The sequence below is a fragment of the Microvirga terrestris genome (assembly GCF_015694425.1).
GTDB lineage: Bacteria > Pseudomonadota > Alphaproteobacteria > Rhizobiales > Beijerinckiaceae > Microvirga > Microvirga terrestris.
In genome coordinates, this window is record NZ_JADQDN010000001.1 from 525,549 (window position 1) to 547,052 (window position 21,504).

General features: G+C 62.8%; 21 protein-coding genes. 20 read left to right on the forward strand and 1 reads right to left on the reverse strand.

Going from position 1 to position 21,504, the window contains the following annotated elements:
* Window positions 1-79 precede the first annotated feature (79 nt).
* Together rpoB and rpoC are read left to right on the forward strand one after the other, a co-directional pair.
* Entirely contained in the window at window positions 80-4,210 is a 4,131-nt protein-coding gene (gene rpoB / locus I2H36_RS02430; protein ID WP_196262281.1) for a DNA-directed RNA polymerase subunit beta, read from the forward strand.
* Between the two features lie 103 nt (window positions 4,211-4,313).
* Window positions 4,314-8,489, forward strand: coding sequence for a DNA-directed RNA polymerase subunit beta' (rpoC, locus tag I2H36_RS02435; protein ID WP_196262282.1), 4,176 nt, complete (start codon window positions 4,314-4,316; stop codon window positions 8,487-8,489).
* 64 nt (window positions 8,490-8,553) lie between these two features.
* On the opposite strand, the gene I2H36_RS02440 is transcribed toward rpoC, so the two are convergent.
* A complete protein-coding gene (locus I2H36_RS02440) occupies window positions 8,554-10,197 on the reverse strand; it encodes a glycosyltransferase (RefSeq protein ID WP_196262283.1) in 1,644 nt (547 codons plus the stop codon).
* Window positions 10,198-10,649: 452 nt separating this feature from the next.
* On the opposite strand from I2H36_RS02440, the gene rpsL reads away from it, so the two are divergent.
* The 18 genes from rpsL to rplE all read left to right on the forward strand — a co-directional run bounded on the left by rpsL (window position 10,650) and on the right by rplE (window position 21,490).
* Entirely contained in the window at window positions 10,650-11,021 is a 372-nt protein-coding gene (gene rpsL / locus I2H36_RS02445) for a 30S ribosomal protein S12 (RefSeq protein WP_009764294.1), read from the forward strand.
* A 33-nt stretch (window positions 11,022-11,054) separates the two neighbouring features.
* Window positions 11,055-11,525 (forward strand): 30S ribosomal protein S7, encoded by a 471-nt coding sequence (rpsG, locus tag I2H36_RS02450; RefSeq protein WP_036350590.1) that lies wholly within the window; start codon window positions 11,055-11,057, stop codon window positions 11,523-11,525.
* Window positions 11,526-11,544: 19 nt separating this feature from the next.
* Complete coding sequence (fusA, locus tag I2H36_RS02455) at window positions 11,545-13,620, forward strand: elongation factor G (RefSeq protein ID WP_196262284.1); 2,076 nt, start codon at window positions 11,545-11,547, stop codon at window positions 13,618-13,620.
* A gap of 44 nt (window positions 13,621-13,664) precedes the next feature.
* Entirely contained in the window at window positions 13,665-14,855 is a 1,191-nt protein-coding gene (gene tuf / locus I2H36_RS02460) for an elongation factor Tu (RefSeq protein ID WP_196262278.1), read from the forward strand.
* 68 nt (window positions 14,856-14,923) lie between these two features.
* Complete coding sequence (gene rpsJ, locus I2H36_RS02465) at window positions 14,924-15,232, forward strand: 30S ribosomal protein S10 (protein ID WP_009764298.1); 309 nt, start codon at window positions 14,924-14,926, stop codon at window positions 15,230-15,232.
* Window positions 15,233-15,278: 46 nt separating this feature from the next.
* Entirely contained in the window at window positions 15,279-16,007 is a 729-nt protein-coding gene (gene rplC, locus I2H36_RS02470) for a 50S ribosomal protein L3 (protein ID WP_196262285.1), read from the forward strand.
* On the forward strand, window positions 16,007-16,627 hold the full coding sequence (rplD, locus tag I2H36_RS02475) for a 50S ribosomal protein L4 (RefSeq protein ID WP_196262286.1): 621 nt from the start codon (window positions 16,007-16,009) through the stop codon (window positions 16,625-16,627). The genes rplC and rplD overlap by 1 nt, the downstream gene beginning before the upstream one ends.
* Window positions 16,624-16,920: a 50S ribosomal protein L23 gene (locus tag I2H36_RS02480; RefSeq protein ID WP_196262287.1), complete on the forward strand. Its 297-nt coding sequence runs from the start codon at window positions 16,624-16,626 to the stop codon at window positions 16,918-16,920. Before rplD ends, I2H36_RS02480 begins: the two co-directional genes overlap by 4 nt.
* Window positions 16,921-16,940: 20 nt before the next feature.
* Window positions 16,941-17,777: a 50S ribosomal protein L2 gene (rplB, locus tag I2H36_RS02485; protein WP_196262288.1), complete on the forward strand. Its 837-nt coding sequence runs from the start codon at window positions 16,941-16,943 to the stop codon at window positions 17,775-17,777.
* Between the two features lie 15 nt (window positions 17,778-17,792).
* Window positions 17,793-18,071 carry a 30S ribosomal protein S19 gene (gene rpsS / locus I2H36_RS02490; RefSeq protein ID WP_036352963.1) on the forward strand — a complete coding sequence of 93 codons (279 nt, stop codon included), beginning with the start codon at window positions 17,793-17,795 and terminating at the stop codon, window positions 18,069-18,071.
* 1 nt (window position 18,072) lies between these two features.
* Complete coding sequence (gene rplV, locus I2H36_RS02495) at window positions 18,073-18,453, forward strand: 50S ribosomal protein L22 (RefSeq protein ID WP_036352967.1); 381 nt, start codon at window positions 18,073-18,075, stop codon at window positions 18,451-18,453.
* Between the two features lie 11 nt (window positions 18,454-18,464).
* Window positions 18,465-19,169, forward strand: coding sequence for a 30S ribosomal protein S3 (gene rpsC, locus I2H36_RS02500; RefSeq protein WP_036352970.1), 705 nt, complete (start codon window positions 18,465-18,467; stop codon window positions 19,167-19,169).
* Between the two features lie 24 nt (window positions 19,170-19,193).
* The gene (gene rplP / locus I2H36_RS02505) at window positions 19,194-19,607 is read left to right on the forward strand and encodes a 50S ribosomal protein L16 (protein ID WP_196262289.1); all 414 of its coding nucleotides are present in this window, start codon (window positions 19,194-19,196) and stop codon (window positions 19,605-19,607) included.
* Window positions 19,608-19,617: 10 nt separating this feature from the next.
* Window positions 19,618-19,830, forward strand: a complete 213-nt coding sequence (rpmC, locus tag I2H36_RS02510) for a 50S ribosomal protein L29 (protein WP_190846515.1) — start codon at window positions 19,618-19,620, stop codon at window positions 19,828-19,830.
* Between the two features lie 12 nt (window positions 19,831-19,842).
* The gene (gene rpsQ / locus I2H36_RS02515) at window positions 19,843-20,082 is read left to right on the forward strand and encodes a 30S ribosomal protein S17 (protein ID WP_099511396.1); all 240 of its coding nucleotides are present in this window, start codon (window positions 19,843-19,845) and stop codon (window positions 20,080-20,082) included.
* A 163-nt stretch (window positions 20,083-20,245) separates the two neighbouring features.
* A complete protein-coding gene (rplN, locus tag I2H36_RS02520; protein WP_009764309.1) occupies window positions 20,246-20,614 on the forward strand; it encodes a 50S ribosomal protein L14 in 369 nt (122 codons plus the stop codon).
* A complete protein-coding gene (rplX, locus tag I2H36_RS02525) occupies window positions 20,614-20,931 on the forward strand; it encodes a 50S ribosomal protein L24 (RefSeq protein WP_196262290.1) in 318 nt (105 codons plus the stop codon). The genes rplN and rplX overlap by 1 nt, the downstream gene beginning before the upstream one ends.
* A complete protein-coding gene (gene rplE, locus I2H36_RS02530) occupies window positions 20,924-21,490 on the forward strand; it encodes a 50S ribosomal protein L5 (RefSeq protein WP_036352985.1) in 567 nt (188 codons plus the stop codon). The genes rplX and rplE overlap by 8 nt, the downstream gene beginning before the upstream one ends.
* The last annotated feature ends 14 nt before the right edge of the window (window positions 21,491-21,504 follow it).

The window sequence follows — 21,504 nt, forward strand, 5'->3', positions numbered from 1 at the left end:
GGCGCTTTCCGCCGGGCGGCTGCTCCAGAGGCCCGATCCCGGGGTTCTCGATTAGCCGTGTATGAGGAACGAGGTCCAGATGGCCAACACACTGATCGGCCGGAAGCGCATTCGCAAGTTCTTCGGAAAAATCAAGGAAGTGGCGGAGATGCCGAACCTCATCGAGGTTCAGAAGGCATCCTACGACCAGTTCCTGATGGTCGAAGAGCCAAAGGGTGGCCGGCCGGAAGAGGGCTTGCAAGCCGTCTTCAAATCGGTTTTCCCGATTTCGGACTTTTCGAATACTGCCCTGCTCGAGTTCGTGAAGTACACGTTCGAGCCGCCGAAGTATGACGTGGACGAGTGCCGCCAGCGCGGCATGACCTTCGCTGCGCCGCTGAAGGTGACGCTGCGCCTCATCGTGTTCGATGTGGACCCGGATACCGGCGCCCGCTCCGTGAAGGACATCAAGGAGCAGGACGTCTACATGGGCGACATGCCGCTCATGACCGACAACGGCACCTTCATCGTGAACGGCACCGAGCGCGTGATCGTCTCGCAGATGCACCGTTCGCCGGGCGTGTTCTTCGACCACGACAAGGGCAAGACGCACTCCTCCGGCAAGCTGCTGTTCGCCGCCCGCATCATCCCGTATCGCGGTTCCTGGCTCGACATCGAGTTCGACGCCAAGGACATCGTGTATGCCCGTATCGACCGCAAGCGTAAGCTTCCGGTCACGTCGCTGCTCTACGCCCTCGGGCTCGACGGCGAGGAAATCCTCACCACCTTCTACAACCGCATCTCCTACACCCGTGACGGCGACGCTTGGTCGGTGCCGTTCGATGCGGAGCGCATGAAGGGCTTCAAGGCTTCCGTGGACCTAGTTGACGCCAAGTCGGGCGAGGTCGTGCTCGAGGCCGGCAAGAAGCTGACGGCGCGTGCCGCCCGCCAGCTGGCCGAGAAGGGCCTCAAGAATCTGCGCGCGACCGATGAGGACCTCTATGGTCAGTATATCGGCAACGACCTCGTCAACCCGTCCACCGGCGAAATCTACGCCGAGGCCGGCGACGAGATCACCGAAAAGCTGCTGAAGGGCCTGGACGAAGCCGGCTTCACCGAGATCCCGGTTCTCGACATCGACCACGTCACGATCGGCCCGTACATCCGCAACACGCTGGCCGTCGACAAGGCTTCCTCCCGCGAGGACGCCCTGTTCGACATCTACCGCGTCATGCGTCCCGGCGAGCCGCCGATCCTGGACACGGCGGAAGCCATGTTCAACTCGCTGTTCTTCGACGCCGAGCGCTACGACCTCTCGGCCGTGGGCCGCGTGAAGATGAACATGCGCCTCGACCTCGACGCCGAGGACACCGTGCGCACCCTGCGCCGTGAGGACATCCTTGCGGTCACGAAGGCGCTCGTGGACCTGCGCGACGGCAAGGGCGAGATCGACGACATCGACCACCTCGGCAACCGCCGTGTGCGTTCGGTCGGCGAGCTCATGGAGAACCAGTACCGCCTGGGCCTGCTCCGCATGGAGCGCGCGATCAAGGAGCGCATGTCGTCGGTCGATATCGACACCGTCATGCCGCAGGACCTGATCAACGCGAAGCCCGCGGCTGCCGCCGTGCGCGAGTTCTTCGGCTCCTCGCAGCTCTCGCAGTTCATGGACCAGACCAACCCGCTCTCCGAGGTCACGCACAAGCGTCGTCTCTCGGCGCTTGGCCCGGGCGGTCTGACCCGCGAACGTGCCGGCTTCGAAGTGCGCGACGTGCACCCGACGCACTACGGCCGTATCTGCCCGATCGAGACGCCGGAAGGTCCGAATATCGGTCTGATCAACTCGCTGGCCACCTTCGCCCGCGTGAACAAGTACGGCTTCATCGAGACGCCGTTCCGCCGCGTGCGCGACAGCCGCGTGACCGACGAGGTGATCTACCTCTCGGCCATGGAAGAGGCGAAGTACAACATCGCCCAGGCCAACTCGCTGCTCGACGGCACCGGCACCCTCACGGAAGAGCTCGTGATCTGCCGCCGCGCCGGTGACAACATCGTCGTTGCTCCGGACCGCGTGGACCTCATGGAGGTTTCGCCGAAGCAGCTCGTGTCGGTTGCGGCCGCGCTCATCCCGTTCCTCGAGAACGACGACGCGAACCGCGCTCTCATGGGCTCGAACATGCAGCGTCAGGCCGTGCCGCTCGTGCAGGCGGACGCTCCGTTCGTCGGCACCGGCATGGAAGCTATCGTGGCCCGTGACTCGGGCGCCGCTATTGCGGCCCGCCGCACCGGCGTCGTCGACCAGGTGGACGCGACCCGTATCGTTGTCCGCGCCACGGAGAACACGGATCCGACCCGTCCGGGCGTCGACATTTACCGCCTGCAGAAGTTCCAGCGCTCCAACCAGTCGACCTGCATCACGCAGAAGCCGCTGGTCCGCGCCGGCGACCTCGTGCGCAAGGGCGACATCATCGCCGACGGTCCGTCGACCGAATACGGCGAGCTGGCGCTCGGCCGGAACGTGCTCGTCGCGTTCATGCCGTGGAACGGCTACAACTTCGAAGACTCGATCCTGCTCTCCGAGCGGATCGTGAAGGAAGACGTCTTCACCTCGATCCATATCGAGGAGTTCGAGGTGATGGCCCGCGATACGAAGCTGGGTCCTGAGGAAATCACGCGCGACATTCCGAACGTTTCGGAAGAGGCGCTGAAGAACCTGGACGAAGCCGGCATCGTCTATATCGGCGCCGAGGTTCATGCAGGCGACATTCTCGTCGGCAAGATCACGCCGAAGGGCGAGAGCCCGATGACGCCGGAAGAGAAGCTTCTGCGCGCCATCTTCGGCGAGAAGGCTTCCGACGTTCGCGACACCTCGCTGCGCGTGCCCCCGGGCGTGACCGGCACCATCGTCGAAGTCCGTGTCTTCAACCGTCACGGCGTCGACAAGGACGAGCGCGCCCAGGCCATCGAGCGCGAGGAAATCGAGCGTCTCGCGAAGGATCGCGACGACGAGCAGGCGATCCTCGACCGCAACACCTATGCGCGTCTGGCCGAGATCCTCTCGGGCAAGAGCGCCGTTGCGGGCCCGAAGGGCTTCAAGAAGGACACGAAGATCACCCGCGAGCTCCTCAACGAGCACCCGCGGTCGCAGTGGTGGCAGTTCGCGGTCGAAGACGATGCTCTGATGACCGAGATCGAGGCCATGCAGAAGCAGTACGACGAGTCGAAGAAGCGCCTTGAGCAGCGCTTTCTCGACAAGGTCGAGAAGCTGCAGCGCGGCGACGAGCTTCCTCCGGGCGTCATGAAGATGGTCAAGGTCTTCGTCGCCGTGAAGCGCAAGATCCAGCCGGGCGACAAGATGGCCGGCCGTCACGGCAACAAGGGTGTCGTGTCGCGCATCGTTCCCATCGAGGACATGCCGTTCCTCGAGGACGGGACGCACGCGGACATCGTGCTCAACCCGCTGGGCGTGCCGAGCCGCATGAACGTCGGTCAGATCCTCGAGACGCACCTCGGCTGGGCTGCTGCCGGTCTCGGCAAGCAGGTCGCCCAGGCGGTCGATGCCTATATGCGGTCGGGCCAGTCCAAGGGGCTTCGCGATCAGCTGGTGTCGATCTACGGCAACTTAGCCGAAATCGAGCAGGCTTCCGACGAGGAGCTGGCCGAGCTTGGCAACAAGCTGCGCCGCGGTGTTCCGTTCGCCACGCCGGTCTTCGACGGTGCGAAGGAATCGGACATCGAGTTCATGCTGCAGAAGGCGGGCCTCGACCCGTCGGGTCAGGTGACGCTCTATGACGGCAAGACCGGCGAGCCTTTCGACCGCAAGGTGACCGTGGGCTACATCTACATGCTGAAGCTCCACCACCTCGTGGACGACAAAATCCACGCCCGCTCCATCGGCCCCTACAGCCTCGTTACCCAGCAGCCGCTGGGCGGCAAGGCCCAGTTCGGCGGCCAGCGCTTCGGCGAAATGGAGGTGTGGGCACTGGAGGCTTACGGCGCCGCCTACACCCTGCAGGAAATGCTCACGGTCAAGTCGGACGACGTGGCCGGCCGTACGAAGGTCTACGAAGCCATCGTTCGTGGCGACGACACCTTCGAGTCGGGCATTCCGGAGAGCTTCAATGTTCTCGTCAAGGAAATGCGTTCGCTCGGCCTCAACGTGGAGCTGACCAATTCCAAGAAGGCCGCCAACGAGGCGGGGCAGCTGCCCCCGTCCGAGGCTGCCGAGTAAGAGACCGCTCAACTATGACGCTTGGCCGCGGCGATGATGCCGCGGCCCCATGCAATTGCCGGTGAGGGTGCTTATCTAGCGCCCTCCAGCCCAGGAGACGGCGATGAATCAAGAGGTCATGAATCTCTTCAACCAGACGGCCCAGCCGCAGAGCTTCGATCAGATCAAGATCTCGATCGCGAGCCCTGAGAAGATTCTGTCCTGGTCCTACGGTGAGATCAAGAAGCCGGAGACCATCAACTACCGTACGTTCAAGCCCGAGCGCGACGGCTTGTTCTGCGCGCGCATCTTTGGCCCGATCAAGGACTACGAGTGCCTGTGCGGCAAGTACAAGCGCATGAAGTACAAGGGCGTGATCTGCGAGAAGTGCGGCGTCGAGGTGACGCTGGCCCGCGTCCGTCGCGATCGCATGGGCCACATCGAGCTCGCCGCGCCCGTCGCTCACATCTGGTTCCTCAAGTCCCTGCCGAGCCGCATCGGTCTGCTGCTCGACATGACCCTGAAGGATCTGGAGCGCATCCTCTATTTCGAATCCTACATCGTCGTCGATGCGGGCCTCTCGCCGCTCAAGGAACGTCAGCTCCTCTCCGAGGAGGAGTACATCCGTGCTCAGGACGAGTTCGGTGAGGACACGTTCACGGCCATGATCGGCGCGGAAGCCATCCGCCGGATCCTGCAGGAGCTTGATCTCGAGAAGACCGCCCAAGAGATCCGCGAGGAGATCGCGGTCACCACGTCCGAGCTGAAGCCCAAGAAGCTCATGAAGCGCCTCAAGATCATCGAGGCCTTCGTCCAGTCGGGCAACAAGCCCGAATGGATGATCATGACGGTCGTTCCGGTGATCCCGCCGGACCTGCGCCCGCTCGTGCCACTGGACGGCGGCCGCTTCGCGACCTCGGACCTGAACGACCTCTACCGCCGCGTCATCAACCGCAACAACCGCCTGAAGCGGCTCATGGAGCTGCGCGCGCCGGATATCATCGTCCGCAACGAGAAGCGCATGCTCCAGGAGGCGGTCGACGCCCTCTTCGACAACGGCCGCCGTGGCCGCGTCATCACCGGCGCCAACAAGCGTCCGCTGAAGTCGCTCGCCGACATGCTGAAGGGCAAGCAGGGCCGGTTCCGTCAGAACCTGCTCGGCAAGCGCGTGGACTACTCGGGCCGCTCGGTCATCGTGGTGGGTCCCGAGCTCAAGCTGCACCAGTGCGGCCTGCCGAAGAAGATGGCGCTCGAGCTCTTCAAGCCGTTCATCTACGCCAAGCTCGACGCGCGCGGCCTCTCCGCCACCGTCAAGCAGGCGAAGAAGCTCGTCGAGAAGGAGAAGCCCGAGGTTTGGGACATCCTGGACGAGGTCATCCGCGAGCACCCGGTTCTCCTGAACCGCGCTCCGACGCTGCACCGTCTGGGCATCCAGGCGTTCGAGCCCACCCTGATCGAGGGCAAGGCGATCCAGCTGCACCCGCTCGTCTGCGCCGCGTTCAACGCGGACTTCGACGGCGACCAGATGGCCGTTCACGTGCCGCTCTCGCTCGAGGCTCAGCTTGAAGCCCGCGTGCTGATGATGTCGACCAACAACATCCTGCACCCGGCCAACGGTCAGCCGATCATCGTGCCGTCGCAGGACATCGTTCTCGGCCTCTACTATCTCTCCATCGTGTCCGATGGTCAGCCCGGACAGGGCAAGGCTTTCGCCGACATGGGCGAGATCGAGCATGCCCTGAACGAGAAGGTCATCACGCTCCACACGAAGATCCGCTACCGCTGGGAAGGCCTCGACGAGGACGGCAAGCCGGTGTCGAAGATCGTCGACACCACGGCCGGCCGTGTCATGCTCTCGCGCCTCCTGCCGAAGCACCCGATGCTCCCCTTCGACGTCGTGAACAAGCTCATGACCAAGAAGGAGATCTCCAACATGATCGATGCCGTGTACCGGCATTGCGGTCAGAAGGAGTCGGTGATCTTCTGCGACCGCATCATGGGCCTCGGCTTCTACAATGCGTTCAAGGCCGGCATCTCGTTCGGCAAGGACGACATGGTGATCCCGGAGAACAAGTGGGAGATCGTCGAGGAGACCCGTGCCCTCGCGAAGGACTACGAGCAGCAGTACCAGGACGGCCTCATCACCCAGGGCGAGAAGTACAACAAGGTTGTCGACGCCTGGGCGAAGTGCTCGGACCGTCTCGCCGGCGAAATGATGAACCGCATCTCCACGGTGCAGAAGGACGAGAACGGCCGCGATAAGCCGGTCAACTCGATCTACATGATGTCCCACTCGGGCGCTCGTGGTTCGCCGGCTCAGATGAAGCAGCTCGCTGCCATGCGTGGCCTCATGGCCAAGCCGTCGGGCGAGATCATCGAGACGCCGATCATCTCGAACTTCAAGGAAGGCCTCGACGTTCTCGAGTACTTCAACTCGACCCACGGCGCCCGTAAGGGTCTGGCCGACACCGCGCTCAAGACGGCGAACTCGGGTTACCTGACCCGCCGCCTCGTCGACGTGGCGCAGGACGCGGTCATCCGTGAGCCGGATTGCGGCACCGAGCGCGGCATCAAGATGCGTGCCATCATCGATGCCGGCCAGGTGGTCGCGTCGCTGGCGTCCCGCATCCTCGGCCGCTCAACGGCAGAGGATCTGCTGGCCCAGGACGGCGCCGTCATCGTGCCCAAGGGAACGATGATCGAGGAGCATCATCTCGAGGGGATTGGCGCTGCCGGTATCCAAGAGGTGAAGATCCGCTCCGTGCTCGTCTGCGAGTCGAAGAACGGCGTCTGCGCCACCTGCTACGGCCGCGACCTGGCCCGGGGTACCCCGGTCAACCACGGCGAGGCTGTCGGGGTCATCGCCGCGCAGTCCATCGGCGAGCCGGGCACGCAGCTCACCATGCGTACCTTCCACATCGGCGGCGCGGCCCAGATCGCCGACTCGTCCTTCATCGAGTCGAGCTTCGAAGGCACGATCGGCTTCCGCAACAAGAACATTGCGCGCAACTCCGACGGCGATCTCGTCGTCATGGGCCGCAACGTGGCTGTTGTGATTATCGGCCAGGACGGCACCGAGCGGGCGGTTCACCGCCTGCAGTACGGCTCCCGCCTGAAGGTGGACGAGGGCGACACGATCAAGCGCGGTCAGCGTATCGCCGAGTGGGATCCGTACTCCCGTCCGATCCTCACGGAAATCGACGGTACGGTGGGCTACGAGGACCTCGTGGACGGCGCATCGATGATCGAATCGATGGACGAGTCGACCGGCATCGCCAAGCGCGTGGTCATCGACTGGCGCGGTTCTCCGCGGACAGCCGACCTGCGCCCGGCGGTGGTCATCCAGGGCGCCGGCGGCAAGGTGGCGAAGGTCGCCCGCGGCGGTGACGCCCGGTATCTTCTGCCCGTGGATGCGATCCTCGCGGCCGATCCGGGCTCGAAGGTCAAGGCCGGCGATATCCTCGCCCGTGTCTCGACCGAGAGCGCCAAGACCCGCGACATCACGGGCGGTCTGCCGCGCGTGGCGGAGCTGTTCGAGGCCCGTCGTCCGAAGGATGCGGCCATCATTGCGGAGAAGTCCGGCACGATTCAGTTCGGCCGCGACTACAAGAGCAAGCGTCGTCTGACGCTGAACCCGCACGATGGCTCCGAGCCGGTGGAGTACCTGATCCCGAAGGGCAAGCACATCCACCTGCAGGATAACGACGTGGTCGAGACCGGCGATTTCATCGTCGACGGCAACCCGGCTCCGCACGACATCCTGGCGATCAAGGGCGTCGAGGAACTCGCGGCCTATCTCGTCAACGAGATCCAGGAGGTCTACCGTCTCCAAGGCGTGCTCATCAACGACAAGCACATCGAGGTGATCGTTCGCCAGATGCTTCAGAAGGTTGAGATCACCGAGGGCGGCGATTCCGAGCTGCTCACCGGTGAACAGGTGGATCGTCTCGAGTTCGAGGAGATCAACGAGCGTCTGGTGTCTGAGAAGAAGAAGCCCGCCGTTGGCGTGCCGGTTCTCCTCGGCATCACCAAGGCCTCGCTGCAAACCCGCTCCTTCATCTCGGCGGCGTCCTTCCAGGAGACCACCCGCGTCCTCACGGAAGCGGCGGTCAACGGCAAGGTCGACACCCTCGAGGGCCTCAAGGAGAACGTCATCGTCGGCAGCCTGATCCCGGCTGGCACGGGCGCACTCACCGCTCAGATCAAGGCCGTTGCGACCCATCGCGACGAGCTGATCCTGCAGCAGAAGCGCTCCGAGTCCCAGGCTCAGGTCAGCGAGCTGCCTCCGGCCGCCGAATAAGCTGCGACGGCATCACGAGAATGAAAAGGCCGCCTCCGGGCGGCCTTTTTCGTGGGCGGTTGGCTTAAGAGTCAGTTTTGAGAAGCCCGAGCTTCGTCAGCCATAGGAGGGCTCTGACGGCCAGGGCCGCCGAGGTGTTCTGGTGCGTGGCAAGGACATCCCGGACTGTCGCTCCGTGGCCGCCAGCCACCTTCCACACCGCCAGGAGGAAGGCTGCGGAGATATCCGGTGATGCATTCACTAAGGACATCTTCAGACTAAGCCGCTCCTGCACCTCGGTCTCAGCAATATCACCTACCTGCGAAAAGACCTTCTGGCTCGAAAAGGGGATCGACGGGAAGCTCGCGAAGAGTTCGAACGGATCGGGACGAGACGGCCAGAAACCAAGCTTAGCTTCAGGGGAGGGCGCTGCCTGTCCGGCATTCCTCAAAGCAGCCAGTTCCTGCCACAGCTCTTCATAGGCTTTGACGATGACCTCCCACTCGAAGCGCTCTCTCGCACGGGCCTTCCCGTTGGCGCCCATGCGTCGCCGTAGGTCCGGATTGGCCGCAAGGCGCTCGAAGGCAGCCGCCGTCGCATCCACGTCCACGGCGACCGCAGTCGAGGCTTGGCCGATATAGGAATCGTAAGTGTCGATCTCGAGCGCATGGCGCGTGGCAAGATGCTGTCCCGCTCCTGGCGGTGCAGCCACAGTCGGAATGGCAAATCCGTCGATGCCGTTCCTGACGGTATCTTTATACCCGTCCCAATCCGTCACCACCACGGGCAGCCCGGCCGCCATGGCCTCGATAGGGGTGAGACCGAAGGTCTCCTGAATGTTGTCGGACAGAGAGCAGAACACGTCTGCCGCCGCCCAGGCTCTGTCGCGCACCTCATTGACGCGGCCATCGAGCACGATGGATCGGACCGATGGGCAGAGCTTGGCCCTCGCTTCCGAGAAGGCCTGAGCGATCTGATCGTTGGCCGTCCAGCCGCATTCGATCAGGACGACCCGATGACGGGCGGCCAAGCGCTCCAGGGCCAGATACATGGGAGCCGGATTTGCCTTGGCGTGGAAAGACAGCCGTCCGAGAAACAGGACGACGAAATCACCCGGTTCGACGCCGAGGGAGGCGCGCGCCTCGCCCCTGCGCTCCGAACGCCGGGCCTGAGTCTCACAGTTCACACCAAGGGGAATCACCGGAAGTTGCGGCCTGACGAAGCGGCTCGCACCCAGGCGACGCGACAGATGATCCTCCTGGCGCGCAAACAGAGTTTCGATGACCGCACGGGAGGCCGTCGATGTGCAGATGATCGCATCCCAAGGCTGCACTGCAGCCGTGAGGAGGCCGGTTAGCCCGTCCATGGCCCGGGCGGACGACAGGGTGTGATTCACCCCGCATAGGCTCCAGGACCTCGGCCCGTGAAGTTCCCTCTGCCAGGTTTGCGCGGCATTGATCGGGCTGGGTGTAAAGAGACAGCCGACCTGCCTCAGGGCTCCAGCCTTGGCGGTCACGATGTATTGCGGTGAGCTTACAGGGCGGAAGCTCTTGATGAAGCTGCTGAATTCAGCGCCGATCTTGGCATTGCCGACATACCCGATCGGATCCTTATGAGACGAATACCGGGCGTAGGCCGAGAGGAAGCCGTGACCGGCGAAATGGCGGTCCATTGGTTTCCCATGGGTCACATCGAAGGCTTCTGTCTCGAAATGGATCGCCGCCGTCACCGTTCGTCCCTCAATGCCGTTGCTACTTCATAACCTTGTGCCGGGTGGAGGAAAAGCCTATGGAAGGGACAGGCCCGGCTGGATCCCGTCGTTTAGGGAGCGCCTTTCTGGATCGTTACCGAAAAGTGTTGACTTTGCGCGACTCGGACGCTAGAGAGACCGGACTTTCCGGCTGGCCGTAGGTTTTCGCCAGTCGAGGCGCCTAGCTTCGACGGATGCCACCTAAACGCTGCCGAACTCAACCTTGACTGACACTTGTCAGATTTAGGGCACGACCGCGGTCACCAGATCGTGGTCCTCTGCAATCGCACCGCGCCAGGGGCTTACCCAAGTCAATGGCGTGGCTTCGTTTTGTGCAACCTAAATGGGTCCGCAGAAGCGAAGGGCGGCGTTCAACCGTTGAAGACACATTCATGGCCACCTGTCGGGTGGCCGGTCAAAGAGGGCACAGGATGCCAACGATCTCTCAGCTGATCCGCAAGCCGCGGACTGCGCAAAAGAGCCGGAATAAGGTTCCCGCGCTTGAGGCCTGCCCGCAGAAGCGTGGCGTGTGCACGCGCGTTTATACGACGACCCCGAAGAAGCCGAACTCGGCTCTGCGTAAGGTCGCCAAGGTTCGTCTGACGAACGGGTTCGAAGTCATCGGGTATATCCCGGGCGAGGGTCACAACCTTCAAGAGCACTCCGTGGTCATGATCCGCGGCGGTCGCGTGAAGGACCTTCCGGGTGTCCGTTATCACATCCTCCGCGGTGTCCTCGACACCCAGGGCGTGAAGAATCGTAAGCAGCGTCGTTCGAAGTACGGCGCGAAGCGGCCGAAGTAAGCCGTCAACTGTATTTGAGGTCGGAGCTAGCTCATGTCCCGCCGCCATAGCGCCGAAAAGCGTGAGATCATCCCGGACGCGAAGTTCGGCGATATCGTCGTCACCAAGTTCATGAATTCCATCATGTACGACGGCAAGAAGTCCGCAGCCGAAAGCATCGTCTACGGTGCGTTCGACAGCATCGAAAGCCGTGCCAAGGCGAACCCGCTCGAGGTCTTCAAGCAGGCCCTCGACAACGTCGCTCCGGCGATCGAGGTCCGTTCCCGCCGCGTCGGCGGTGCGACCTATCAGGTCCCGGTCGAAGTTCGTACCGAGCGCCGTCAGGCTCTCGCGATCCGCTGGATCATCCAGGCGGCTCGCGGGCGCAACGACAAGACCATGATCGAGCGTCTCTCCGCTGAGCTGCTCGATGCCTCGAACAACCGCGGCAATGCCGTGAAGAAGCGCGAAGACACCCACCGTATGGCGGAAGCCAACCGTGCGTTCTCGCATTACCGCTGGTAAAGGTCTGAGGAGCTGAGCGATGCCCCGCACGCACGCGATTGAGGACTACCGCAACTTCGGCATCATGGCCCACATCGATGCCGGCAAGACCACCACGACCGAGCGCATCCTTTACTACACCGGTAAGTCCCACAAGATCGGTGAAGTGCACGAGGGTGCCGCCACCATGGACTGGATGGAACAGGAGCAGGAGCGTGGCATCACGATCACGTCCGCTGCGACCACCTGCTTCTGGAACGACAAGCGCCTGAACATCATCGACACTCCCGGCCACGTCGACTTCACCATCGAAGTTGAGCGTTCGCTGCGCGTGCTCGACGGCGCCGTCTGCGTTCTCGACGGCAACCAGGGCGTCGAGCCTCAGACCGAGACCGTGTGGCGCCAGGCCGACAAGTACGACGTTCCCCGTGTCGTGTTCGTCAACAAGATGGACAAGACCGGCGCGAACTTCTTCAACTGCGTCGCAGACATCATCAAGCGCGTTGCCGGCAAGCCTGTCTGCCTTCAGATCCCGATTGGAGCGGAGAGCGATTTCCGCGGCATGGTCGATCTGATCAAGATGAAGGCCCTTGTCTGGTCCGGTGAGGCCCTCGGCGCCAACTTCGACGAAGTCGAGATTCCGGCGGACCTGAAGGATCAGGCCCTCGAGTATCGCGGCAAGCTCGTCGAAGCTGCCGTCGAGATGGACGACGAGGCCATGATGGCCTACCTCGATGGCCAGGAGCCGGACGAGGCCACTCTGCGCCGCCTGATCCGTACCGCTGTGCAGCGTCGCGCCTTCCACCCGGTGCTTTGCGGCTCCGCGTTCAAGAACAAGGGCGTTCAGCCCCTGCTCGACGCCGTCGTAGACTTCCTGCCGTCCCCGGCAGACCGTGAGGCTATCCAGGGCATCGACTTCAAGACCGAAGAGCCGACAACCCGTCTGCCGAAGGACGACGAAGGCTTCTCCATGCTCGCCTTCAAGATCATGGACGACCCCTTCGTCGGCACGATCACCTTCTGCCGCGTCTATTCCGGCAAGGTGAACGCTGGTGAGACTCTGCTCAACTCGTCTCGCGACAAGAAAGAGCGTGTCGGCCGCATGCTGCTGATGCATGCGAACAACCGTGAGGACATCAAGGAAGCCTATGCGGGCGACATCGTCGCTCTCGCCGGCCTCAAGGAAGTCCGCACCGGTGACACGCTCTGCGATCCGGCTAAGCCCGTGATCCTCGAGCGCATGGAGTTCCCGGAGCCGGTGATCGAAATCGCCATCGAGCCGAAGTCGAAGGCCGACCAGGAGAAGCTGGGCCTTGCCCTGTCGAAGCTGGCTGCGGAGGACCCGTCCTTCCGCGTCTCCACCGACCAGGAGTCGGGTCAGACTATCCTGAAGGGCATGGGCGAGCTTCACCTCGACATCAAGGTCGACATTCTCCGTCGTACCTACAAGGTCGATGCGAATATCGGTGCTCCGCAGGTCGCCTACCGCGAGACGGTCACGAAGAAGGCTGAGATCGACTACACCCACAAGAAGCAGACCGGCGGTACGGGCCAGTTCGCCCGCGTCAAGATCGTCGTTCAGCCGAACGAGCAGGGTGCAGGCTTCGCCTTCGAGTCGAAGATCGTCGGCGGTGCGGTGCCGAAGGAGTACATTCCGGGCGTCGAGAAGGGCCTGCAGTCGGTCGTGGGTGCTGGCGTGGTTGCCGGCTTCCCGGTGGTCGACCTCAAGGTCGAACTCGTCGACGGTGCCTTCCACGAAGTCGACTCGTCGGCCCTGGCCTTCGAAATCGCCTCCCGTGCGGCGCTCCGCGAAGCCCTTCAGAAGGGCGGATCGGTTCTGCTCGAGCCGGTGATGAAGGTCGAGGTCACGACCCCGGAAGACTATACGGGTTCGGTGATCGGCGATCTGAACTCTCGCCGTGGCCAGATCCAAGGCCAGGACATGCGCGGCAACGCCGTGGTCATCAACGCGATGGTCCCGCTCGCCAACATGTTCGGCTACGTCAACACCCTGCGCGGCATGAGCCAGGGTCGTGCGAGCTACACCATGCAGTTCGACCACTACGAACAGGTGCCGTCGAACGTGGCTGCCGAGGTTCAGGCGAAGTACGCCTGAACCCACTAAGCGAAATTTGAACGATCAAAGGAACGGGTGCCACGATGGCGAAGGAAAAGTTTGAGCGCAATAAGCCGCACTGCAACATTGGGACGATTGGTCACGTGGACCATGGCAAGACGTCTCTGACGGCGGCGATCACGAAGGTTCTGGCGGAGTCGGGCGGGGCGACGTTTACGGCCTACGACCAGATCGACAAGGCGCCGGAAGAGAAGGCGCGCGGGATCACGATCTCGACCGCGCACGTGGAGTACGAGACCAAGAACCGTCACTATGCCCACGTGGACTGCCCCGGCCACGCCGACTACGTGAAGAACATGATCACGGGTGCGGCCCAGATGGACGGCGCGATCCTGGTGGTGTCGTCGGCCGACGGCCCGATGCCGCAGACCCGCGAGCACATCCTGCTGGCCCGCCAGGTGGGCGTGCCTGCTCTCGTGGTGTTCATGAACAAGGTCGACATGGTCGACGACGCCGAGCTGCTTGACCTGGTTGAGCTCGAGGTGCGCGAGCTTCTGTCGAAGTACGACTTCCCGGGCGACGACATTCCGATCGTGAAGGGCTCGGCTCTTTGCGCTCTGGAGGACCGCCAGCCTGAGATCGGCCGCGATGCGGTGCTCAAGCTGATGGCCGAGGTGGATGCCTACATCCCGCAGCCGGAGCGTCCGATCGACCAGCCATTCCTGATGCCGATCGAGGACGTGTTCTCGATCTCGGGCCGCGGCACGGTGGTGACGGGTCGCGTGGAGCGCGGCATCGTGAAGGTCGGTGAGGAAGTTGAGATCGTGGGCCTGAAGGCCACGGTCAAGACGACGGTCACGGGCGTCGAGATGTTCCGCAAGCTGCTCGACCAGGGCCAGGCGGGCGACAACGTGGGCGTTCTGCTGCGCGGCACGAAGCGCGAGGACGTGGAGCGCGGCCAGGTGCTGTGCAAGCCGGGCTCGATCAAGCCGCACACGAAGTTCAAAGCCGAGGCCTACATCCTGACGAAGGAAGAGGGCGGTCGTCATACGCCGTTCTTCGGCAACTACCGTCCGCAGTTTTACTTCCGCACGACGGACGTGACGGGCGTGGTGACGCTGCCGGAAGGCACCGAGATGGTGATGCCGGGCGACAACATCACCATGGAGGTGACGCTGATCGCGCCGATCGCCATGGAGGAGAAGCTGCGCTTCGCCATCCGTGAGGGCGGCCGTACCGTCGGCGCCGGCGTCGTCGCCGCCGTGATGGATTGATAGATAGAGGATCAAAGGACAGCGGCCGGGTCACGGCTCGGTCGCTTCCCTTGCTGAATGGATAAGCCATGAACGGTCAAAACATTCGTATTCGCCTTAAGGCGTTCGACCATCGGATCCTCGACGCTTCGACACGGGAAATCGTGTCGACCGCGAAGCGGACCGGCGCTCAGGTTCGCGGGCCCATCCCGCTGCCGACGCGCATCGAGCGCTTTACGGTGCTTCGCTCGCCGCACATCGACAAGAAGTCGCGCGAGCAGTTCGAGATGCGCACTCACAAGCGTGTTCTCGATATCGTGGACCCCACCCCGCAGACGGTTGATGCCCTTATGAAGCTCGATCTTGCTGCTGGTGTGGACGTGGAAATCAAGCTCTAAGCCGTTAGGCTGGAGCTTTCGGTAGACACGCCGAGAGGATACGCACATGCGCTCAGGCGTCATTGCACAGAAACTAGGGATGACCCGCATCTTCACGGATGCCGGCGAACACATCCCCGTCACGGTTCTGAAGGTCGACAGCTGTCAGGTCGTCGCCCACCGGACCAAGGAAAAGAACGGCTACACCGCGCTGCAGGTCGGCGTCGGCAAGGCCAAGGTGAAGAACGTTTCGAAGGCCGAGCGCGGCAACTTTGCCATCGCCAAGGTCGAGCCGAAGCGCAAGCTCGCGGAATTCCGCGTCTCCGAGGATGCTGTCATCCCGGTCGGCGCCGAGATCACCGCTGATCACTTCATTGCCGGTCAGTTCGTGGACGTCACGGGCATCACCACCGGTAAGGGCTTCGCCGGCGGCATGAAGCGCTGGAACTTCGGCGGACTGCGCGCCACACACGGCGTCTCGGTCTCACACCGGTCGATCGGTTCGACCGGCGGACGCCAGGATCCGGGCAAGACGTTCAAGAACAAGAAGATGCCGGGTCACCTGGGTGTCGAGCGCGTCACGACGCAGAACCTGCGAGTGGTGTCGACCGACGTCGAGCGCGGTCTGATCCTCGTCGAAGGCGCCGTTCCTGGCGTTGCCGGCGGCTGGATCTTCGTCCGCGATGCGGTGAAGCGCAAGCTGCCTGCAGAGGTGCCGATGCCCGGCGCATTCCGCACGGCCAACGACTCTGCGCCGGCCGTCCAGGCTGAGCAGGCCCAAGAGGAGAATGCGTGATGAAACTTGATATCACCACGCTTGAGGGCAAAACCGCTGGTTCTGTCGACCTGAACGAGGCCATCTTCGGTCTCGAGCCGCGCGCCGATCTTCTGGCCCGCTGCGTCCGCTGGCAGCTCGCGAAGCGCCAGGCCGGTACGCACGCCGTGAAGAACCGCTCGCTCATTGATCGGACCACGAAGAAGGTCTACAAGCAGAAGGGCACCGGCGGCGCCCGCCACGGCGCCGCGAGCGCTCCCCAGTTCCGGGGCGGCGGTCGTGCCTTCGGCCCGCAGGTCCGCAGCCATGCACACGACCTGCCCAAGAAGGTTCGTGCCCTCGCTCTGAGGCACGCGCTCTCGTCCAAGGCTAAGGACGCTTCGCTCGTCGTGATCGACGACGTGACGCTCTCCGAGCCTAAGACGAAGGCTCTCGTCGAGCGCTTCGGCAAGCTCGGCCTCGGCAACGCCCTGATCATCGGCGGCGCTGAAATCGAGACGAACTTCCAGCGGGCTGCTCGCAACATCCCGAACATCGACGTCCTGCCGGTGCAGGGCATCAACGTCTATGACATCCTGCGTCGCGAGAAGCTCGTTCTCACGAAGTCGGCTGTCGATGCGCTGGAGGCGCGCTTCAAATGAGCCTGGACCCGCGCCATTACGATGTAATCGTGAGCCCGGTCATTACCGAGAAGGCCACGGCCCTGTCCGAACAGAACAAGGTCGTCTTCAAGGTTCGACTGGATGCGACGAAGCCGCAGATCAAGGAAGCGGTTGAGAAGCTGTTCGATGTCAAGGTGAAGAGCGTCAATACGATCCTCACCAAGGGCAAAGTGAAGATGTTCCGCGGCACCCGCGGCCAGCGGTCGGACGTGAAGAAGGCGGTTATAACCCTCGCTGAGGGCCAAACCATCGACGTCACGACGGGCCTCTGATCGGTTGAGAGAGTGATCCGATGGCTTTGAAAACATTCAAACCAATCACCCCCGGCCTACGCCAGCTGGTGATCGTGGACCGCAGCGAGCTCTACAAGGGCAAGCCGGTCAAGAAGCTGACGGAGGGCAAGAGCTCCTCCGGCGGCCGTAACAACCTGGGTCGCGTGACCGTCCGCTTCCGTGGCGGTGGTCACAAGCGAACCCTGCGCCTGGTCGACTTCAAGCGTCGCGGCCGTATGGGCGATGTGGCGACCGTGGAGCGGATCGAGTACGATCCGAACCGCACCGCCTTCATCGCGCTCATCGGCTACGCCGACGGCGAGCAAGCCTACATCCTGGCCCCGCAGCGTCTGGCTGTCGGCGACCAGGTGTCGGCCGGCGAGCAGGTCGACATCAAGCCGGGCAACGCGATGCCGATCGGCAACATGCCGGTGGGAACGATCATCCACAATGTGGAGCTGAAGGTCGGCAAGGGTGGCGCACTCGCCCGCTCCGCCGGCACCTACGCCCAAATCGTGGGTCGTGACCAGGGCTACGTGACGGTCCGCCTGAACTCCGGCGAGCAGCGTCTGGTCCATGGCCAGTGCTTCGCCAGCGTCGGTGCGGTGTCGAACCCTGACCACATGAACACCTCGATCGGTAAGGCTGGTCGTAACCGCTGGCTTGGCAAGCGTCCGCACAACCGCGGCGTTTCCATGAACCCGATCGACCACCCGCACGGTGGTGGTGAGGGCCGTACGTCCGGTGGTCGCCATCCGGTGTCCCCATGGGGCGTTCCGACCAAGGGCAAGAAAACCCGTTCGAACAAGCGGACCGACAAGTTCATCGTGTCGAGCCGTCACGCTCGGAAGAAGTAAGGATAGAGGCACGTCATGGCACGTTCGCTTTGGAAGGGTCCGTTCGTCGACGGCTACCTCCTCAAGAAGGCCGAGGCTGCCCGTTCCTCGGGCCGCAACGAGGTTATCAAGATCTGGAGCCGTCGCTCCACGATCCTCCCGCAGTTTGTGGGCCTCACGTTCGGGGTCTACAACGGTCAGAAGCACATTCCCGTCAACGTGAGCGAGGAAATGGTGGGTCACAAGTTCGGCGAGTTCTCGCCGACCCGCACCTTCCACGGCCACGCGGCGGACAAGAAGGCGAAGAGGAAGTAAGATGGGTAAGGCCGCGACTCCTCGCGCACTGAGCGACACAGAGGCACAAGCCGTCGCTCGCATGCTGCGCGTCAGCCCCCAGAAGCTCAACCTTGTTGCGGCCCTTATCCGCGGCAAGAAGGTTTCTGCGGCTCTCGCCGATCTCGAGTTCTCCCGCAAGCGCATCGCTCGCGACGTGAAGAAGTGCCTCGAGAGCGCCATTGCCAACGCCGAGAACAACCACAATCTCGATGTGGACGATCTCGTCGTCAGCCAGGCCTTCGTCGGCAAGGCGCTTGTCATGAAGCGCTTCCACGCCCGGGCCCGTGGCCGGGGCGCTCGTATCGAAAAGCCGTTCTCGAACCTCACGATCGTGGTTCGGGAAGTTGCCGAACAGGCATAAAGGAGAACCAGATGGGTCAGAAAGTTAACCCGATCGGTCTTCGGCTCGGCATCAACCGGACCTGGGACTCGCGCTGGTTCGCCGGCAAGGGCGAGTACGCCAAGCTGATGCACGAGGATATGGCGATCCGCGAAGCGCTGATGAAGCAGCTGAAGCAGGCCGCCGTTTCGAAGATCGTCATCGAGCGTCCGCACAAGAAGTGCCGCGTCACCATTCACTCGGGTCGTCCGGGCGTGGTGATCGGCAAGAAGGGTGCCGACATCGAGAAGCTCCGCAAGCTCGTCGCCAAGATGACCGACGCGGATGTGGCGATCAACATCGTCGAAGTCCGCAAGCCGGAAGTCGACGCGACGCTGGTGGCCGATTCCATCGCCCAGCAGCTCGAGCGCCGCGTTGCATTCCGCCGTGCCATGAAGCGTGCCGTTCAGTCGGCGATGCGTCTGGGTGCCGAGGGCATCCGTATCAACTGCTCGGGCCGTCTGGGTGGCGCTGAAATCGCCCGCCTGGAATGGTACCGCGAGGGCCGCGTTCCGCTGCACACCCTGCGTGCGGATGTGGATTACGGAACGTCCACGGCTTTCACGACCTATGGCACCTGCGGCATCAAGGTCTGGATCTTCAAGGGCGAAATCCTTGAGCACGATCCGATGGCCCAGGACAAGCGGATGAACGACGAAGGAGGCCGCTCCGGTGGCCGCCGCGAGCAAGCGGCGTAACCGAGAGGTCAGGAGAGGTTTGCCATGTTGCAACCGAAGAAAACCAAGTTCCGTAAGCAGTTCAAGGGCCGCATTTCCGGCACCGCGAAGGGCGGCACGGACCTCAACTTCGGCCAGTTCGGCCTGAAGGCGATGGAACCCGAGCGTGTCAACGCTCGCCAGATCGAGGCGGCTCGCCGCGCCATCACCCGCGCCATGAAGCGCGCGGGCCGGGTGTGGATCCGTATCTTCCCGGACGTGCCGGTGTCGTCTAAGCCGACCGAAGTGCGTATGGGTAAAGGTAAGGGTGCTCCCGAGTTCTGGGCGGCCAAGGTGAAGCCTGGCCGTATCATGTTCGAGATCGACGGCGTGTCAGAGGATATCGCTCGCGAGGCCTTGCGCCTCGGCGCTGCGAAGCTTCCGATCAAGACGCGCTTCATCCAGCGCATTGCCGAGTGAGGAGGGAATCATGAAGACCAAGCAGAGATTCTCTGACCTTAAGGCAATGTCCGCTGACCAGCTGTCGGATGAGCTGCTGAACCTGAAGAAGGAGCAGTTCAACCTCCGCTTCCAGCGCGCCACGGGCCAGCTCGAGAACACCGGACGCGTCCGTGAGGTCCGTCGGGACGTCGCCCGCGTCAAGACACTGCAGCGCCAGAAGGCTGCTGCGGCCAAGGCTTAAGAGGAAATCAAGATGCCAAAGCGCGTTTTGCAGGGCGTCGTTGTCAGCGACAAGCAGGACAAGACGGTCGTTGTGAAGGTGGAGCGTCGCTTTACGCACCCGGTCATGAAGAAGACCGTGCGTAAGACGAAGAACTACCACGCTCATGACGAGAACAACACAGCCAAGGTGGGCGACACGGTCTTCATCGAAGAGACCAAGCCGCTCTCCAAGCTCAAGACCTGGGTGCTCGTCGACCAAGCGAAGGCCTAAAAAGCCTTCCCTAGGGGTTGTCATTCGAGGGCGGCTCGTGTATACGGCCGCCTTTCTCGACATATGAAGGGCAGGGGACAAGAGATCCCCGTCAGGCGTAGTCCGGGGGGCAATCCTGCCTTGGCCCGGAAACCTGTCTGAAACAAAGGAAAGGATCAAAGCCATGATCCAGATGCAGACGAATCTTGACGTCGCCGACAATTCCGGCGCCCGTCGCGTGATGTGCATCAAGGTTCTCGGCGGTTCGAAGCGTAAGTACGCTTCCGTGGGCGATATCATCGTCGTATCCGTGAAAGAAGCTATCCCGCGCGGCCGCGTGAAGAAGGGCGACGTCATGAAGGCGGTCGTCGTGCGCACCGCCAAGGACATCCGTCGCGCTGACGGTTCGGTCATCCGTTTCGACCGCAATGCCGCCGTTCTTATCAACAATCAGAAAGAGCCGGTCGGCACCCGTATCTTCGGCCCCGTTCCCCGCGAACTGCGTGCCAAGAACCACATGAAAATCATTTCGCTTGCGCCGGAGGTGCTCTAATGGCCGCGAAGATCAAGAAGGGCGACAAGGTCGTTGTCCTGACCGGTCGCGACAAGGGCAAGACCGGTGAAGTTGTCCAGGTGCTCCCGAAGGAAGAACGCGCGGTCGTCCGCGGCGTGAACGTCGTGAAGCGCCACCAGCGCCAGACGGCAAGCCAGGAAGCGGGCATCATCTCGAAAGAGGCTGCCATCCACCTGTCGAACCTGGCCTACGCAGACCCGAAGGACGGCAAGCCGACCCGGGTTGGTTTCAAAATTCTCGAAGACGGCCGCAAGGTCCGTTTCGCCAAGCGTTCGGGGGACCTGATCGATGGCTAAGGCTCAGGTGGACGGCTACACGCCGCGGCTCAAGAAGCACTACGAGGAAGTGGTGCGTCCGAAGCTGATTGAAGAATTCGGCTACAAGAACCCCATGGAAGTGCCGACGATCGAGAAGATCGTCCTCAACATGGGCGTTGGCGAGTCGACCGCGGACTCGAAGAAGGCTTCGGTTGCCGCTGCCGATCTCGCGCTCATCGCCGGCCAGAAGCCGGTGATCACGAAGGCCCGTAAGGCTATCTCGCAGTTCAAGGTTCGCGAGGGTATGCCGATCGGTGCCAAGGTTACGCTGCGGAAGGCTCGCATGTACGAGTTCCTTGACCGCTTCGTGACCATCGCGCTCCCGCGCGTCCGCGACTTCCGGGGCCTGAACCCGAAATCGTTCGACGGCCGCGGCAACTACGCAATGGGTATCAAGGAGCACTTGGTGTTCCCTGAGATCAATTACGACAGGGTCGAGCAGGTTTGGGGCATGGACGTCATCATCACCACTACGGCGAAGACTGACGACGAAGCCCGCGCACTGCTACGTCACTTCAACTTCCCGTTCCGGCAGTGAGGATAACTGTCCTC

Coding starts and splice junctions, on each gene's coding strand:
- I2H36_RS02480 (WP_196262287.1), top strand. CDS start 16,624: ATGAGCCTGGACCCGCGCCATTACGATGTAATCGTGAGCCCGGTCATT.
- tuf (WP_196262278.1), top strand. CDS start 13,665: ATGGCGAAGGAAAAGTTTGAGCGCAATAAGCCGCACTGCAACATTGGG.
- rpoB (WP_196262281.1), top strand. CDS start 80: ATGGCCAACACACTGATCGGCCGGAAGCGCATTCGCAAGTTCTTCGGA.
- rplN (WP_009764309.1), top strand. CDS start 20,246: ATGATCCAGATGCAGACGAATCTTGACGTCGCCGACAATTCCGGCGCC.
- rpmC (WP_190846515.1), top strand. CDS start 19,618: ATGAAGACCAAGCAGAGATTCTCTGACCTTAAGGCAATGTCCGCTGAC.
- rplB (WP_196262288.1), top strand. CDS start 16,941: ATGGCTTTGAAAACATTCAAACCAATCACCCCCGGCCTACGCCAGCTG.
- rplV (WP_036352967.1), top strand. CDS start 18,073: ATGGGTAAGGCCGCGACTCCTCGCGCACTGAGCGACACAGAGGCACAA.
- rplE (WP_036352985.1), top strand. CDS start 20,924: ATGGCTAAGGCTCAGGTGGACGGCTACACGCCGCGGCTCAAGAAGCAC.
- rplX (WP_196262290.1), top strand. CDS start 20,614: ATGGCCGCGAAGATCAAGAAGGGCGACAAGGTCGTTGTCCTGACCGGT.
- rpsJ (WP_009764298.1), top strand. CDS start 14,924: ATGAACGGTCAAAACATTCGTATTCGCCTTAAGGCGTTCGACCATCGG.
- rpsG (WP_036350590.1), top strand. CDS start 11,055: ATGTCCCGCCGCCATAGCGCCGAAAAGCGTGAGATCATCCCGGACGCG.
- fusA (WP_196262284.1), top strand. CDS start 11,545: ATGCCCCGCACGCACGCGATTGAGGACTACCGCAACTTCGGCATCATG.
- rpsS (WP_036352963.1), top strand. CDS start 17,793: ATGGCACGTTCGCTTTGGAAGGGTCCGTTCGTCGACGGCTACCTCCTC.
- rpsL (WP_009764294.1), top strand. CDS start 10,650: ATGCCAACGATCTCTCAGCTGATCCGCAAGCCGCGGACTGCGCAAAAG.
- rpsC (WP_036352970.1), top strand. CDS start 18,465: ATGGGTCAGAAAGTTAACCCGATCGGTCTTCGGCTCGGCATCAACCGG.
- rplD (WP_196262286.1), top strand. CDS start 16,007: ATGAAACTTGATATCACCACGCTTGAGGGCAAAACCGCTGGTTCTGTC.
- rplP (WP_196262289.1), top strand. CDS start 19,194: ATGTTGCAACCGAAGAAAACCAAGTTCCGTAAGCAGTTCAAGGGCCGC.
- rpsQ (WP_099511396.1), top strand. CDS start 19,843: ATGCCAAAGCGCGTTTTGCAGGGCGTCGTTGTCAGCGACAAGCAGGAC.
- rpoC (WP_196262282.1), top strand. CDS start 4,314: ATGAATCAAGAGGTCATGAATCTCTTCAACCAGACGGCCCAGCCGCAG.
- rplC (WP_196262285.1), top strand. CDS start 15,279: ATGCGCTCAGGCGTCATTGCACAGAAACTAGGGATGACCCGCATCTTC.